This is a genomic window from Pseudomonas sp. R3-56 (assembly GCF_051132075.1).
In the GTDB taxonomy this organism is placed as follows: domain Bacteria; phylum Pseudomonadota; class Gammaproteobacteria; order Pseudomonadales; family Pseudomonadaceae; genus Aquipseudomonas.
In genome coordinates this window covers 5,131,682-5,145,680 of sequence record NZ_CP071657.1, presented here as the reverse complement: position 1 = coordinate 5,145,680, position 13,999 = coordinate 5,131,682, and the positions used below count along the sequence as shown (strand labels likewise).

15 protein-coding genes are annotated in these 13,999 nt (G+C 61.7%); 4 read left to right on the top strand and 11 right to left on the bottom strand.

Annotated features, from left to right (window positions below; genetic code table 11):
- Positions 1-75: 75 nt before the first annotated feature.
- Entirely contained in the window at positions 76-879 is an 804-nt protein-coding gene (locus J3P96_RS23435) for a SirB1 family protein (protein WP_434602853.1), read from the bottom strand.
- A 187-nt stretch (positions 880-1,066) separates the two neighbouring features.
- Between J3P96_RS23435 and J3P96_RS23430 the strand changes: the two genes are divergently transcribed.
- Positions 1,067-2,086: a Glu/Leu/Phe/Val dehydrogenase dimerization domain-containing protein gene (locus tag J3P96_RS23430; RefSeq protein WP_434569763.1), complete on the top strand. Its 1,020-nt coding sequence runs from the start codon at positions 1,067-1,069 to the stop codon at positions 2,084-2,086.
- A 67-nt stretch (positions 2,087-2,153) separates the two neighbouring features.
- Here J3P96_RS23430 and J3P96_RS23425 read toward each other — a convergent pair whose 3' ends face one another.
- Positions 2,154-2,414, bottom strand: coding sequence for a YebG family protein (locus J3P96_RS23425; protein ID WP_003205410.1), 261 nt, complete (start codon positions 2,412-2,414; stop codon positions 2,154-2,156).
- Positions 2,415-2,707: 293 nt separating this feature from the next.
- Here J3P96_RS23425 and J3P96_RS23420 point away from each other — a divergent pair, with 293 nt between their 5' ends.
- Positions 2,708-3,208, top strand: coding sequence for a phosphate-starvation-inducible protein PsiE (locus tag J3P96_RS23420; RefSeq protein ID WP_186611035.1), 501 nt, complete (start codon positions 2,708-2,710; stop codon positions 3,206-3,208).
- Here J3P96_RS23420 and J3P96_RS23415 read toward each other — a convergent pair.
- Complete coding sequence (locus J3P96_RS23415) at positions 3,205-3,522, bottom strand: DUF3509 domain-containing protein (protein WP_434626032.1); 318 nt, start codon at positions 3,520-3,522, stop codon at positions 3,205-3,207. The two genes, J3P96_RS23420 and J3P96_RS23415, sit on opposite strands and share 4 nt — an antisense overlap.
- Positions 3,523-4,030: 508 nt before the next feature.
- On the opposite strand from J3P96_RS23415, the gene J3P96_RS23410 reads away from it, so the two are divergent.
- Positions 4,031-4,441 (top strand): HPF/RaiA family ribosome-associated protein, encoded by a 411-nt coding sequence (locus J3P96_RS23410; RefSeq protein WP_434626030.1) that lies wholly within the window; start codon positions 4,031-4,033, stop codon positions 4,439-4,441.
- 84 nt (positions 4,442-4,525) lie between these two features.
- Here J3P96_RS23410 and fecA read toward each other — a convergent pair whose 3' ends face one another.
- The 4 genes from fecA to J3P96_RS23390 form a co-directional block, all read right to left on the bottom strand.
- Positions 4,526-6,865, bottom strand: coding sequence for a TonB-dependent Fe(3+) dicitrate receptor FecA (fecA, locus tag J3P96_RS23405; RefSeq protein ID WP_434653644.1), 2,340 nt, complete (start codon positions 6,863-6,865; stop codon positions 4,526-4,528).
- Positions 6,866-6,975: 110 nt separating this feature from the next.
- Entirely contained in the window at positions 6,976-7,923 is a 948-nt protein-coding gene (locus J3P96_RS23400; protein WP_434653643.1) for a FecR domain-containing protein, read from the bottom strand.
- An 8-nt stretch (positions 7,924-7,931) separates the two neighbouring features.
- The gene (locus J3P96_RS23395) at positions 7,932-8,420 is read right to left on the bottom strand and encodes a sigma-70 family RNA polymerase sigma factor (RefSeq protein WP_434569758.1); all 489 of its coding nucleotides are present in this window, start codon (positions 8,418-8,420) and stop codon (positions 7,932-7,934) included.
- A gap of 156 nt (positions 8,421-8,576) precedes the next feature.
- Positions 8,577-9,452 (bottom strand): helix-turn-helix domain-containing protein, encoded by an 876-nt coding sequence (locus J3P96_RS23390; protein WP_434653642.1) that lies wholly within the window; start codon positions 9,450-9,452, stop codon positions 8,577-8,579.
- Between the two features lie 135 nt (positions 9,453-9,587).
- Between J3P96_RS23390 and J3P96_RS23385 the strand changes: the two genes are divergently transcribed.
- On the top strand, positions 9,588-10,487 hold the full coding sequence (locus J3P96_RS23385) for a DMT family transporter (RefSeq protein WP_434653641.1): 900 nt from the start codon (positions 9,588-9,590) through the stop codon (positions 10,485-10,487).
- Between the two features lie 70 nt (positions 10,488-10,557).
- On the opposite strand, the gene J3P96_RS23380 is transcribed toward J3P96_RS23385, so the two are convergent.
- From J3P96_RS23380 to J3P96_RS23365, 4 genes are all read right to left on the bottom strand, one after another.
- Positions 10,558-11,529, bottom strand: a complete 972-nt coding sequence (locus J3P96_RS23380) for a 2-hydroxyacid dehydrogenase (protein ID WP_434653640.1) — start codon at positions 11,527-11,529, stop codon at positions 10,558-10,560.
- A gap of 236 nt (positions 11,530-11,765) precedes the next feature.
- The gene (locus tag J3P96_RS23375; protein WP_434626017.1) at positions 11,766-12,515 is read right to left on the bottom strand and encodes a YkgJ family cysteine cluster protein; all 750 of its coding nucleotides are present in this window, start codon (positions 12,513-12,515) and stop codon (positions 11,766-11,768) included.
- A 78-nt stretch (positions 12,516-12,593) separates the two neighbouring features.
- On the bottom strand, positions 12,594-12,920 hold the full coding sequence (locus J3P96_RS23370) for a hypothetical protein (protein WP_434653639.1): 327 nt from the start codon (positions 12,918-12,920) through the stop codon (positions 12,594-12,596).
- A 116-nt stretch (positions 12,921-13,036) separates the two neighbouring features.
- Positions 13,037-13,939, bottom strand: coding sequence for a chemotaxis protein CheV (locus tag J3P96_RS23365; protein ID WP_030139917.1), 903 nt, complete (start codon positions 13,937-13,939; stop codon positions 13,037-13,039).
- Positions 13,940-13,999: the final 60 nt, after the last annotated feature.

Below are 13,999 nucleotides of genomic sequence, written 5' to 3'. Positions count from 1 at the left end.
CGCTCTGATAGTGGGGCCGCCTGCTTCATCGCGAGCAGGCTCGCTCCCACAGGGTGTGTAATGGGCCGCCGGGGCTCAATGCACAATCGTATTTGGCGGAAGATGCCCCAATCGCTCGGTCAGCCGGATCCGCTGGATCGGGTCATCACTGAGCATCAATGCATGTTCGAGATCGAAACGTTCGGCGTTGGGGCAATCGAGTCGCTGGTAGAGGCTGGCGCGGGCCAGGTAGTCGGCGGCGCTGGCGTTACCCAGTTCCAGCACCCGTTCGGCATCGACCAGCGCGGCGATGTAGTCGTCGTTGGCCAGATGTAATTGCCTGAGATTACGCGACAGCCGCTGGAGCATCTGCATCGGCTCGGCGCAGACCATGTGCTCGGCCTTGAGCGGCAGGTTGGCGCCGTATTGGCGATGCAGCAAGTCCCGGCAGTCATTGGGGTACAAGCGGCGACCGCCGCAGGGGTCGAGCAGGTGGTCCGCGCCAGGTACGCGCAGCAGGAAATGGCCGGGGAAATTGACGCCGGTCATCGGGATTTCCAGGCCCTTGGCCAGTTCCAGGGCTATCAGGCCCAAGGCCAGCGGTTGCCCTCGCTTGCGGACCAGAACCTTGTCCAGCAGCGCCGCGCCAGGCCGTAGCGGCGTAGCGTCGTCCTGGGCGAAACCCAGATCATTCAGGCGCCGAAGCAGGGGCTGGCCCAATTCGCTGACAGGCAGCATCGGCAGGCCGTGGCTGACTTTCTGCTGCAGCTCCCTGAAATCCTTCAATAACGCTGGCACGTCCACTTCACGATCATGCTCGGCTGCGATCCACAGGGCTGCTTCGAGCAGTGCGGGTGGCGAGCGGTGCAGACAGTCAAAAAAGGCTTGGCGCGGTTTCATCACAGTCTCCGGACTATGCCTCGTTTTAGCTCTGCCGCGAGGTTTCGTCCAGTCTCGCAAAGAGGGGGTAGCCGGTTATGCCGAAAAGACTGACGATCATGCGGCGTTATTCCGGCGTGCTCCTGCAATTTTCGATTGCGCGCCTATACTGGCGAGACAGACAAAAAAGTGATTCGGGAGCCTGTCGATGTTTGCTCTCATGCAAAGCTCCCGCCTTGAATCGCTGCACTTGAGCGTAGACCCGGCAACCGGGTTGAAGGCGGTGATTGCCATTCATTGCAGCCGTCCTGGGCCTGCACTGGGTGGCTGTCGTTATCTTTCCTACCCCGACGACGAAAGTGCCGTGGCCGACGCCGTGCGCCTGGCCCAGGGCATGAGCTACAAGGCCGCGCTGGCCGGCCTGCCCGTGGGCGGGGGCGTGGCGGTCATCATGCGCCCGGCACACGTCGAGAGCCGTGCGGCGCTGTTCGAAGCTTTCGGCCGCTGCATCGAGCAGCTGGATGGTCGCTACATTACCGCCATCGACAGCGGCACATCGGTGGCGGACATGGACTGTATCGCCCAGCAGACTCGTCATGTCACCAGCACCACTGCCGCGGGAGACCCGGCGCCCCACGCGGCAATGGGGGTGTTCGCCGGGATCCGCGCCACGGCCATGGCTCGCCTGGGCAGCGACAACCTGGAAAGCCTGCGGGTGGCCATCCAGGGCTTGGGCAATGTCGGTTATGCGCTGGCCGAGCAACTGCATGCGGCGGGCGCCGAACTGCTGGTCAGCGATATCGACCCCGGTAAAGTGCAACTGGCGATGGAGCAGCTGGGCGCCCATCCCATCGCCAACGACGCACTGCTCAGTACTCCATGCGACATCCTGGCTCCCTGCGGCCTCGGCGGGGTACTCAACAGCCAGAGCGTGGCGCAACTGCGCTGCTCGGCCGTTGCCGGCTCGGCGCATAATCAGTTGAGCAACCTGCAAGTCGCCGACCAGTTGGAAAGACGCGGGATCCTCTATGCACCGGACTACGTGATCAATTCCGGCGGCCTGATCTATGTTGCCTTGAAACACCGCGGCGAAGAGCTGCCGACCATCACGGCGCATCTCGCCAAGATCGGTGCCCGGCTCACGGAAGTCTTCGCCCATGCCCAGGCCGAAAAACGCTCACCGGCCAGGGTGGCTGACGAGCTCGCGGAGCGTTTGTTGTACCGATAAAAAAAGATCGCAGCCTTCGGCAGCACCTACACCGTGTAGGAGCTGCCGAAGGCTGCGATCTTTTTGATCATTCGTCCGACGGATTGAGCAGTTCGGACAACGCGTCTGGCTGGCTCTTGAATGCCTTGGCGAACACATCACGATTCTTCGCCATGTAGATGCCGGCTTCCTCCACCTGTTGTTCGCTCAGCGATGGAACGGCTTTTTGCAACACTTCGGCGAGCAATTCAGCGAGTTCCAGCATTTTGTCATGACGGTCAGCTTCGGCTTTATCCATGAACAATCGCTCCAGATCTCGGCTGCTGCGGTATACCACTTCGACGGCCATTCACCACCTCACATGCCTTCACATTTGGTTTTGTCTGTGACTACTGTATTTATATACAGGCCAAAGGATAAGCGAATCCTGACGCTTTGAATAGTGGCTTTTTAATGTAGACCGGTTTCGAGGTTTGTCGCCCAAGACAAACGTGCCCGCGACGGGACCGCTTGATGTCGCCAACGTGTCGAATGCCAGCCCGGTGCCATCTCATTGCGGTCGCTGGCCTTTTTTCTGCATGCAGAACAACCGTCACGTCCAACCCGCATCATCCGGTCGAGTCGACCTAAGGAAACTACACCGTGAAAATCAACTGGGCCGAGAACCTGCGCCAGAATGTCCACCAACTGGCCGAATCCCTGGGCAACCTGTTCGTCGAGACCTTCCACTACCTGGCGCTGTTCGCCATCGGGGCGGTGACGGCATGGGCCGCCGTGATGGAGTTCCTGCAGATGATCGAGGAGGGTCATATCAAGATCGATGACATCCTCCTGCTGTTCATCTACCTGGAGCTGGGGGCGATGGTCGGGATTTACTTCAAGACCAATCACATGCCGGTGCGATTTCTCATCTACGTGGCGATCACCGCGTTGACGCGCCTGCTGATTTCCAACGTCTCGCATCACAGCCCGCCGGACCTGGGCATCATCTACTTGTGCGGCGGCATCCTGCTGCTGGCGTTCGCGATCCTGGTGGTGCGCTACGCCTCGTCGCAGTTTCCCTCGGTGAAGATCGAACACCCGCACCGTAAGGTCGGCGCGGGTTCGAGCGAGCATGCCGAAGTGGAGAAGGGCGAAATCTAGAGGCCTGCGGCGCTGGATGCCTGGCCCTGTACCTGCGGTGGCGGCACTTTGATGTTGTCGCCGCCGGTCATGGCTTCGAGGATGGCCACGGCGCTGTGGCCCTGCTCGATGGCAATGCCGAATTGAATACTTTGCACCAGGCGCTTGAGCCGTTCCGGGTCGTTGCGTTGCTGCGCGCTGATCATGCGCTTGGCAACGACGCGCCCGGCCTTGGACAAGGTCAGCATGATGCTGCCGTCCAGGCCCTGGATGCTCAGGTTGATCTGGTATTGCGGCGCGAAGGCGTCCGTAATGATCTGAAAAGGGTTGTCCATGATGCGTCACCGCCTGATTGAACGTGCAGTTGTTGACCGGCCATGATCGGGATTAGTTCGCAACACCGGACCACCGGCCATTCCATGATCGTATCCATCGCCAGATTCCCGGGGCGGGCAGGCGGCTGACCCACTGATCGCAGCCCGCGGCGCCTCCTGCAAGGGAGGTAGCAAGGGGCATGCCGGAAAAACTGTCGGACAATGATCACGGCGCCTGGACGCGCAATGCTCTGGAATGCGGTTATGGCGGCAGCCCGTTTCGGGGCACTGGCGGGACGATGTTCGCTGACGGTGCAGGGCACGCAGGCGGATTGGAATGAACAAGCGGGGCGAGACAACTCCCGACATTAACAGCGCTGTTGCTCGTTGTCCGGCTTTATTTGCAAATGAATATTTATCTTTTTTCGGGGGTTGAATTGTTCTTCCGCCAGCCCGACTCTGTACTCAAGGGGCCGTTGCGCTAACGTCGATTGGCCCCTGGCGAGCTAGCCGAAATAAGGGATGAACTATGCAAATCCAAGTCAACAGCGATAACCATATTCAAAGCAGCATCCGACTGGAGGAGTGGGTACGTACTACCATTGAAAGCACGCTCGAACGTTACGAAGAAGACCTGACACGGATCGAGGTTCATTTGGGGGATGAGAACGGCGACAAGCCCGGTCCCCACGATTTGCGTTGCCAACTTGAGGCTCGGCCAAAAGGCCACCAGCCAATTTCCGTAACGCACAAGGCCGAGTCGCTGGAGCTTGCGATCGAAGGCGCAGCCACCAAGCTGGAACATAAACTGGAGCATCTGTTCGGCAAACTGCGCGGCAAGCGCGCCGCCACCAACGGCCAGACCGAGTCGATTGCACTGGCTGATGCCATGCTGGAAGAAGAATTCCTCGAGAACGAACGGGCTGCGCTTAACGGCTGAACCCGGTCACTGAAAGTACCCACCAAACAGACGGGCCTGCAATTGCAGGCCCGTCTTGTTTCAGCCATTCACCGCGGCCCCGAATCAGAACGCCACGGACGTCTGCACATACAACGTGCGCGGTTCCCCTACGTACTTGCCCCGATTGTTGTCGTCAAACGAGCGGGTAAAGTATTGGGTATTGAAGATGTTCTTCACGCCCACCGCGACGTTCAGGTCCGACAGTTGCGGGCCGAAGTCATAAGCGGCGCGGCTGCTGAACAGCATGTAGCCAGGGATATTGCCGGTGCTGCCATCGGCGCTTTCCGCGCGGGTATTGGCGTTGTCGGCAAACTGCGCGCTCTGGTAGGTGCTGTCCAGGTTCAGCTTCCACGGCCCATCCGTGTAACCCACGCCCAGCGTACCTTTGTGCCTGGAGGAGAAGGGCACGCGGTTGCCCTTGTTCGGTCCGTCTTCGCGGATGGTGGCGTCGACGTAGGCGTAAGTGGCGTACACGTCAAAACCGGCCAGCGCCGGGCTCAGGCCGTCGAGGGCATAGTTGACGCTGGTTTCGATGCCCTGGTGGCGGGTCTCGCCCCGGGCGATCACCGAATCGTTGGTCTGGTTGCTTTCGTACTGGTTGTCGAAGTTGATCAGGAAGGCGCCGATCTCTGCCCGCAGGTTGCCATTGTCATAGCGGGTGCCAAGCTCCCACGTGCGGGCCTTCTCCGGCTTCACTTCACCGCTGCTGACGCGGTTGGGCATCTGGCTGTACTGCACGCTGCCGAAGGAGCCTTCGGTGTTGGCATACAGATTCCATTCGTCGGTCAGGTGGTACAGCACATTCAGCGCTGGCAGGGCGGTGTTGTAGTCGCCCTTGTACTTCACGTTGGTCAGGTTGTTGGTTTGCTGCGACTCGATCATTTCGTAGCGAATGCCGGGCGTGATCGTCCATTTGCCGATATCGATCCGGTCATCGATGAAAAATGCATTGGCTTCGGTTCCGCCGCGGGTATCGCGGTCGTTGCGGCTGGAGGTGGTCGGCAGCTCGTTGCTGGCGATCGGTGTGCGATAACGCAGTTCATGACCGGCTTCGTTGATATAGCGATAGCCGACGCCGACCTCGTGGCTGGTCGGGCCGAGATCGAAGCCTTGGGCGAAACGGGTTTCCAGGCCGCGTACCCAATATTCACGAGGCGACAGGGACAGGAAGGAGCCCTGGTCCAGATAGCCGCTGCGCAAGGTCTTGGTGAAAAACGTGTTGGCGGTGAATTCGCGCCGGTCCTGCTGGTAGCGGTAGCCGAAATTGACCAGGGTACGACGACCCCAGAACCGGTCTTTCTGGCGGGTGGACTGATACGGGTTGGCGTTGTAGTCGGCCACGTTCAGGCCGCCGGGCATGTCGGCCTCGCCTTCGTAATACTGGGCCATGGCGTTGAAGCTGTTGGCCTCGTCCAGTTGATAGTTGCCCTTGAGGATCAGGTCGTCGATCTGCGTGTCGCTGTGCTCACGCCAGTCGCCGCCGCGGGTGCCGGAATACAGCAGGGCGCCGCCCAGGCCGTTATCGGCGGTGCCGCCGGCCAGGAGATTGGCGGACGTCTTGAAGCCATCGTGGCTGGAGGACGGGCTCGCCTCGGTCTGGAAACCGCCTTTGACGGTCGGTGCATCGGGTATTGCCCGGGTCACGAAGTTGACCACGCCGCCGACGTTTTGCGGGCCGTAGCGCACCGCGCCGCCGCCGCGCACGACATCCACCGCGTCCATGTTGCCCATGCTCACGGGAGCAAAGGACAGCTGCGGTTGGCCATACGGCGCGAAAGGCACTGGAATGCCGTCCATCAGTACCGTCGAGCGGGAAGCCAGGCGCGGATTGAGGCCACGGATACCGAAATTCAGCGCCATGTCATGGCTGCCGGTGCCGTTGTTTTCCGGTGCGTTGACGCCGGGAATGCGATTGAGCACGTCCCGGGCCTGGGTCGCGCCCTGGCGTTCGAATTCTTCGCGGCGGATAACGTCCCGAGCGCCCGGGTGTTCGAAGACGTTGGTCGGCGCTGCGTCGCCGAGCCAGTCACCGACCACGGTCGTGGTGCCGATGTCCAGTGCAGTGCTGCTGACCGGTTGCAGGCTGAAAGCATTGTCTCCCTCGGGCCGGGCTTGCAGGCCTGTGCCTTCAAGCAGCGCGTTCAAGCCTTGCTCGGGGCTGTAGCTGCCTTCCAGGCCGCGACTCTGCAGGCCGCCGGTCAGTTGCGAGCCGAAGGAAATCAACACGCCGGCTTCGCGGCCGAATTGATTGAGAGCGTTTTCCAGCGACGACGGCGCAATGTGATAGGCCTTGGCCTCTGCAGCCAGCACGGCGGGTAGTGCAACGAAACTCAAGCTGGCCCCCAGGAACAGTTGACGCGCGGCGCGAGCGAGCGGGGTGAGACGGGTGGGTTGCTGCGACATGGATGGGAGTCCCGAGAAGGTTATATCGAAGTGGCTTTCCTTCTCTGTCACCCGAGGTGTGGAAAACGGCTCACAGGCAAATCATTTTTTTGGGGTGGCCCGCCATGGGCTCAAGCGCGAGCTTCGACCGTGACCCAATAGCGGGTGAAACGCCGCACTTTTACCGGCAGGCTGATTTCCAGCAGATCAAGGATTCGCTCGCCGTTGTCCAGCGGATAAGTTCCGGAGACCAGAAGGTTGGCGACCGCCTCGTCGCAGTGCAGCTGGCCGCGTCGGTAGCGACCCAGTTCCTCAAGGAAATCCGCCAGGCGCATGTGCGCGGCGACCAGCATGCCCTCCGTCCAGGCACCGCTGTTGGCGTCCAGCGCCGTGGCGGGACCGGTGCCGTTGATGCCAAGGGACGCTTGTCGGGAAGCCCCCAGCAGAAAAGCCGGGCCGTGCCTGCCGCGAATGTCCACCTGGCCGGCAAACACTGCGACCTGGGTGTGGTCTGCATACTCACGCACATTGAAGCGGGCGTCGTGGCTTTCCAGCAGGCCATGGGCGGTCAGCACCTGCAGGGGGCGTGGGTCCTGGGCTGCGGTCAACAGCAGTTCCCCTTCCAGCAGGCGGATCAGGCGGCGCTGAGTGTCGAAGCGAATATCGATCGCGCTGCCGCTGTTGAGCTGCAGCTGGCTGCCGTCATCCAGCGCCAGGCGACGCCGCTCGCCCACCGGGCTGCGGTAATCGGCGAGCAATGGCGGCAACAACTGGCGTTCACGCAGGCCCCAGGTCGCGGCCGAGCCGGCACCCAGCAGCAACAACATCTTGAGGGCCCGGCGCCGCGTTGCCGACTTCGGTGTGTTGAGCGTCGCATGGGCCAACGGAGAAGACACAGTGCGCAGCCGCTGGTTGACCCGCTGGATATGCTCCCAGGCGCGGCGATGTTCGCTGTGTGCATTGAGCCACTGTTCCCAGGCTTGCTGCTGGCGCGTATCGAGTGGCCCTTGCTGCATTTCCAGCAGCCAATGCACCGCCTGCTCGGCGACTTGCGCGCTGACGTTCGGCGCGCTGGGCATCGGCGGGTTCACAGGGCGAAGTAGCAGCGCATCGCTGCCTTGTTCAGGTGGCGCTTGACCGTCGCCAGGGAAATACCCAGTTCACGGGCGATTTCGTTGTAGGTCAGGCCATCGATCTGCGCCAGCAGGAACGCCTTTTTGACCGCACGTGGCAGTCCATCGAGCAGTTGGTCCAGCTCCAGCAGGGTCTGCAGGATGATCGCTCGCTCCTCTTCCGACGGTGCCACTTGCTCCGGCATCTGGGCGAGGGTGTCGAGGTAGGCGCGTTCCAGGTCCTGGCGTCGGTAATGGTTGAACAATACGCGCTTGGCGATGGTGGTGAGAAATGCACGGGGCTCCAGGACCGGCTGCGGATCGCGCGCGGTCAGCACGCGCATGAACGTGTCCTGGGCCAGATCGGCGGCACTGTCGGGACACCCGAGTTTTCTTCGCAACCAGCCGTTGAGCCAACTGTGGTGGGCGTTGTAGAGCACTTCGACGGTGTGTGCAGGCGGCAACGAGGAACATCCCGACAGCGGTAAGCTGTGCTAGAGAACAAGAATTGTTCGCATTGTAGAGGCGCGCAGAGGGAAACGGCAATCGGGATGAGTGTTTCGTTTCGGTTATGGACCGGATCGGGCTTTCGCGAGCAGGCTCGCTCGCACATGGACGCGCTAGCGCAAGAATGCCTGCCGATACTCCCCGGGAGCTGCCCCCATGGCCTGGCGAAAACGGTTGGTGAAATGGCTGGCGCTGGCAAATCCGCAGGCCAGAGCTACCTCGCCCAACGGTTGTAGGGTATGGCGCAGTAAGTGCCGCGCCCGGGCGAGACGCCGCGCCAGGACGTACTGGTGCGGTGGCAGGCCGAAGGTTTCGCGGAACATCCGGGCGAAATGGTATTCGGACAGGGCACACAGCGCGGCGAGTTGACCAAGGCTGATGGCTTCGGCCAATTGAGCGTCGATGTAATCCACCAGCAAGCGTCGCTGGTGCGCGGCCAACCCACCCTTCAGGCGCAGGCCCTGGCGCTGGCCAACCTGATTGAGCAGCAGGTGACTGAGCAGCTCATGGGCCAGGCTGGTGCCGAGCAGGCGCTCAGCCGGCTCGGCCCAGTCCAGCTCGATCAACTGTCGAAAGCGCTGTGCCTGCCGCGGGTCATCGAGAAAGGTTGCCTCGTGCAATTGCACTTGCCGCGGTTCGCGATCCAGCAGCGTGACGCAACCCAGGGCGAATTGCTCGGGGCTGAAATACAGGTGGGCGAGGCGAATGTCGCCGTTGATGACCCAGGCCGATTCATGTCCGGCCGGCAACACGCAGAGTTTGCCGGGCGCCCCCGTGGTGTCGGGACGCTCGCGGCGAAACGTGCCGGTGCCGCCCGCGATGTAGCACGACAGCGTATGGTGGGTTGGCGCCTCGTAGTCGCGGGCGTCGTGATGGTTGCTCCACAAAGCCGCCGCCATGCCGTCACCGAGCTCGGCGCTGTGCTCCAGGCGAGCATTGGGCGAGCTGTTGAGAGCTTGGAAGACTTGCAGGGTTTGCAGACTGGTCATGATCGGTTTCTCCAGCTCGAATCCTACTCCCTCGAGGCGCCCATGCCAGCCTGTCGCTGATAAAAACCGCAAGTTTACGCAAGCGTCGGGCAGGTATCGGCGTGAGACTGGCCGTCATTGCCAGGAGTCGTCGCCATGAACCTTTCGTTGTACCTGCTTACCGTGCTCATCTGGGGGACCACCTGGATCGCCCTGAAACTGCAGTTGGGCGTCGTCGCCATTCCCGTGTCGATTGTCTATCGCTTCGGCCTCGCCGCGCTGATTCTTTTCGTGATGCTCCTGCTCAGCCGACGCCTGCAGGTCATGAACCGGCGCGGTCATTTGATCTGCGTCGCCCAGGGCTTGTGCCTGTTCTGCATCAATTTCATGTGTTTCCTGACCGCCAGCCAATGGATTCCCAGCGGCCTTGTCGCCGTGGTGTTTTCCACCGCGACGCTCTGGAACGCCTTGAATGCGCGGGTGTTCTTCGGTCAGCGGATCGCCCGCAACGTCTTGCTCGGCGGTGCCCTTGGGCTGCTCGGGCTGGCGTTGTTGTTCTGGCCGCAGCTGGCCGGGCACCGCGCAAGTCCGCAAACGCTGCTCGGATTGGCGCTGGCGCTGTTGGGCACCTTGTGTTTCTCGGCGGGCAACATGCTGTCGAGCCTGCAACAGAAGGCCGGCCTCAAGCCGTTGACCACCAACGCCTGGGGCATGGCCTACGGGGCCGCGATGTTGTCGGTGTGGTGCTTGTTCCAGGGCATCCCGTTCGAGATGGAATGGAATATGCGCTACGTCGGCTCGCTGTTGTACCTGGTGGTCCCGGGTTCGGTCATCGGCTTTACTGCATACCTGACGCTGGTAGGGCGCATGGGGCCGGAGCGGGCGGCGTATTGCACCGTGCTGTTCCCGGTGGTGGCCTTGAATGTCTCGGCTTTCGTCGAGGGTTATCAATGGACGACACCGGCGCTGGTCGGACTGGTGCTGGTGATGCTGGGCAATGTGCTGGTGTTTCGCAAGCCGCGCCCCGTGGCTGCGCAAGTCGCGCTGGCTCGTTAAGCCACAACGTCCGGTATGAATCCCGTGGCGAGGGAGCTTGCTCCCTCGCCACGGTGAGTACTCGGCCCGCTTATTTCCAGACTTGCGGGTTGACCAGGTTCTTCGGTCGTTCGCCCAGCAAGGCGCTGCGCAGGTTTTCCACGGCCAGATTGGCCATGGCCTCACGGGTTTCATGGGTAGCCGAACCGATATGCGGCAAGGTGACGGCGTTTTTAAGCTGGAACAGCGGCGACTCGGCCAGCGGTTCCTTTTCGTAGACATCCAGCCCGGCGCCGCGGATGCGGTTGTTCTGCAAGGCTTCGATCAACGCCGGCTCATCCACCACCGGGCCGCGGGAAATATTCACCAGGATGGCGCTCGGTTTCATCAAGGCCAGCTCGCGTTGGCTGATCAGGTGGCGGGTCTTCTCGCTCAACGGCACCACCAGGCAGACGAAGTCCGCTTCGGCCAGCAACTGGTCCAGCTCGCGAAACTGTGCGCCCAACTGGTTTTCCAGCTCGGGCTTGCGACTGTTGCCGCTGTAGAGGATCGGCATGTTGAACCCCAGCCGACCACGCCGGGCAACAGCCGCGCCGATGTTGCCCATGCCGATGATGCCCAGGGTCTTGCCATGTACATCGCTGCCGAACAGCTGTGGCCCGACAGACGCCTGCCACTGTCCGGCCTTGGTCCAGGCGTCCAGTTCGGCGACGCGCCGGGCACTGCTCATCACCAGGGCGAACGCCAGGTCGGCGGTGCTTTCGGTGAGCACGTCGGGAGTATTGGTGAGCATGATCCCGCGTTCATTGAAGTACGCCAGGTCGTAATTGTCATAGCCCACCGACACGCTGGAGACCACTTGCAGCTTCGTGGCGTGCTGCAGTTGCTCGCGGCCGAGCTTGCGGCCAACGCCAATCAGCCCGTGGACATGGGGCAAGGCTTCGTTGAACTGCGCATTGATGTCGCCGTTCGACGGGTTGGGCACGATCACGTCGAAGTCCTGGCGCAGGCGCTCGATCATGGGGGGTGTGATACGGCTGAAGGCGAGTACGGTTTTTTTCATCGTGCAAGGCTCATCTGCGGAGAATACCAAGCACGCTAACATTCCTGGCGCGGGTTAGGCGAGAGGGACAGTGCATCCCCGCGCCACACTTTTCTTTTTGGTAGTGAGCTTATGTGGGAGTGAGCCTGCTCGCGATCGCGGTGTGTCAGTCACCGGATAGGCCGGCAGATAAATCGCCATCGCGAGCAGGCTCGCTCCCACAGGGACCTTTCTTCCACAGGGGCCTTTCTACACAGTCAGGCGGCCCGCAGCGAAATAAACGCGTAGTTGACCGGCTCCTCGGTGACAACACTTGCGCCGCTGTCGGTGACTTGGCGAGCAATGTCATCACCGGACAAGTGGAACTGCCATTCACCTGCCTCTTGGCCCATCGGCTGCGCGCGAGCCTGATCAATGGCGGCGGCAAACGCCGCCATGTTCGGCAGGTACGCGGTAAATCCGTCGCCCTTCAGCGCGGTGGTGTGGATGCCCAGGGACACGCAGATGCGTTCCTTGATGGCGATCTCTTCACGGTCGGCCTGGCGGGAGCGCTCGATCAATCGGGCCAGTTCCTGATCCACCAATTGACCGCCGACGATCAGTTGCGGCCCCGTTTCCCACGACTCCGGCGGGCAATCCTTGGCGGCGGTATCGAGAGGAATATGCGGGTTGATTTCCATGGGATAGATGCGGCACACCAGGGGGCGACGCTCATAGATGCGGCACAGGTTGTCGGCGTCCAGATTATGGCAAGGACCGGGATTATAGGCGGCGAAGGTGATCGCCACGCGGGCCTCGCTGGCGCCACTGCGCACTACTGCCGAGCGCCGTTCGGCGTGCTCGCGTTGCGCCACCGGCAGGCCGAGGCCATTGGGCAGGAAGGCCTCGACCAGGACAATCACCTGGCCGCCATCATTCGCCCACATCCTGGCTTCATCGAGCGTCAGGGGAACGTGATGGCCCGTGCAGCATTTACCGCACCCTACGCAGGAAAACGTTGTGTTCATTGATTGACCGAAGGCAATTGGCTAAAGCGGCGACAGAAAAACGCCGGGATAAGCCATGCGAAGCAATTTATGCGCCATTCATCGGGAGGTTTCGGTCGGGCGGATCGAGTCCCATTCGGTCACGAACGCGCTCTTGGTTTTCTTGCGGTAGAGGCACAGCTCGGTGCCGGTCGCGCCGTTCATGTGCTTTTGCGGGTATTGGCCTTGCAGCAACAGCGCCGTGTAGCCCACCCGGTCGTCGAATTGCGCGGGGCTGCCGACCGGTTCGGCATTTTTCAAACCACTGGCCTTGATGCAACTGGCGAGGACCTTCTTGTCATAGGCAGCCCAGGCATCGGAGCTGGAGGCATGGGCCTGTGCAGCCAGGGCGCTGAGGGCGAAGAAAATCAGGCAGGGTACTTTCATCGGCAAGATCCTTGTTCTGGGAGGCCAGCGCAAGAGTATGCCTGAGGTTGGGACGGTATCGAGGCCGCGAACTCGCAGCCTCGTGCACTCGGCGCACCATCGGAATGCGGACGGGTTCAGCGACCTTGTTCGGCGACGGCCTTGGCCGCCGTGATCAGGCATTTGGTCAGTTCCGGCGAGGAGAACTTGGTCAGCACCCCGTTGGCGCCCGCCAGCCGCGCTTTCTCACTGTTCATCGCGCTGTCGAGCGAGGTGTGCAACAACACGTAGAGGTGAGCGAAGTCGGGTGTTTCGCGCAGGGTCCGGGTGAGGGCGTAACCGTCCATCTCGGACATTTCGATGTCGGAAACGATCAGGTTGATCTCCTGCGCCGTGCCTTGCAGCTCAAGCAGGCAGTCGATGGCTTCCTTGGCGCTGCGGGCAGTGTGGCATTGCAGGCCCAGGTTGCGCAGGGTATGCACCGATTGCTGGAGCGCCACCTGGCTGTCATCGACCACCAGGATTCGGGCGTTGCCGAGGACTTCGGCGTCTTCCATGCTCAGTTCGGTGGGCGCCGTCTCGATCTGCGCCGGGGCGATGCCATGGATGACTTTTTCGATGTCCAGCACCTGCACTAGCGTGCCGTCCACCGAGGTCACGCCAGTGATGAACGCACGCACACCGCCAGAGCCGTAGGGCGGCGGCTTGATGTCGGTAGTCAGGCAATGCACGATCTTGCTCACCGCCTGCACGTGCAGGCCCTGCTTGGAGCGGCTGACGTCGGTGACGATCAGGCACCCGCCGTCCGGGTCTTCCAGCGGCCGCTCGCCAATGGCGCGGCTGAGGTCGATCACCGACAACGACGTTCCGCGCAACGTGGCGATGCCTTTTACGTGTGGGTGCGACTCCGGCAGTTTGGTCAGCGGCGGGCAGGGAATGATTTCGCTGACCTTGAGCAGGTTGATTGCCATCAGCTTGCCGCTGCGCAAGGTAAACAGCAGAAGCGAAAGGGAATCTGCGCGGGCTTTGTTGGAAGACATAAAAACCTTCTGTGGAAAAAGGTGGGGCGAGCATGAAGATCGCCAAGACAGCTTTTGATA

Coding starts and splice junctions, on each gene's coding strand:
- J3P96_RS23435 (WP_434602853.1), bottom strand. CDS start 879: ATGAAACCGCGCCAAGCCTTTTTTGACTGTCTGCACCGCTCGCCACCC.
- J3P96_RS23430 (WP_434569763.1), top strand. CDS start 1,067: ATGTTTGCTCTCATGCAAAGCTCCCGCCTTGAATCGCTGCACTTGAGC.
- J3P96_RS23425 (WP_003205410.1), bottom strand. CDS start 2,414: ATGGCCGTCGAAGTGGTATACCGCAGCAGCCGAGATCTGGAGCGATTG.
- J3P96_RS23415 (WP_434626032.1), bottom strand. CDS start 3,522: ATGGACAACCCTTTTCAGATCATTACGGACGCCTTCGCGCCGCAATAC.
- J3P96_RS23410 (WP_434626030.1), top strand. CDS start 4,031: ATGCAAATCCAAGTCAACAGCGATAACCATATTCAAAGCAGCATCCGA.
- fecA (WP_434653644.1), bottom strand. CDS start 6,865: ATGTCGCAGCAACCCACCCGTCTCACCCCGCTCGCTCGCGCCGCGCGT.
- J3P96_RS23400 (WP_434653643.1), bottom strand. CDS start 7,923: ATGCCCAGCGCGCCGAACGTCAGCGCGCAAGTCGCCGAGCAGGCGGTG.
- J3P96_RS23390 (WP_434653642.1), bottom strand. CDS start 9,452: ATGACCAGTCTGCAAACCCTGCAAGTCTTCCAAGCTCTCAACAGCTCG.
- J3P96_RS23385 (WP_434653641.1), top strand. CDS start 9,588: ATGAACCTTTCGTTGTACCTGCTTACCGTGCTCATCTGGGGGACCACC.
- J3P96_RS23380 (WP_434653640.1), bottom strand. CDS start 11,529: ATGAAAAAAACCGTACTCGCCTTCAGCCGTATCACACCCCCCATGATC.
- J3P96_RS23375 (WP_434626017.1), bottom strand. CDS start 12,515: ATGAACACAACGTTTTCCTGCGTAGGGTGCGGTAAATGCTGCACGGGC.
- J3P96_RS23370 (WP_434653639.1), bottom strand. CDS start 12,920: ATGAAAGTACCCTGCCTGATTTTCTTCGCCCTCAGCGCCCTGGCTGCA.
- J3P96_RS23365 (WP_030139917.1), bottom strand. CDS start 13,939: ATGTCTTCCAACAAAGCCCGCGCAGATTCCCTTTCGCTTCTGCTGTTT.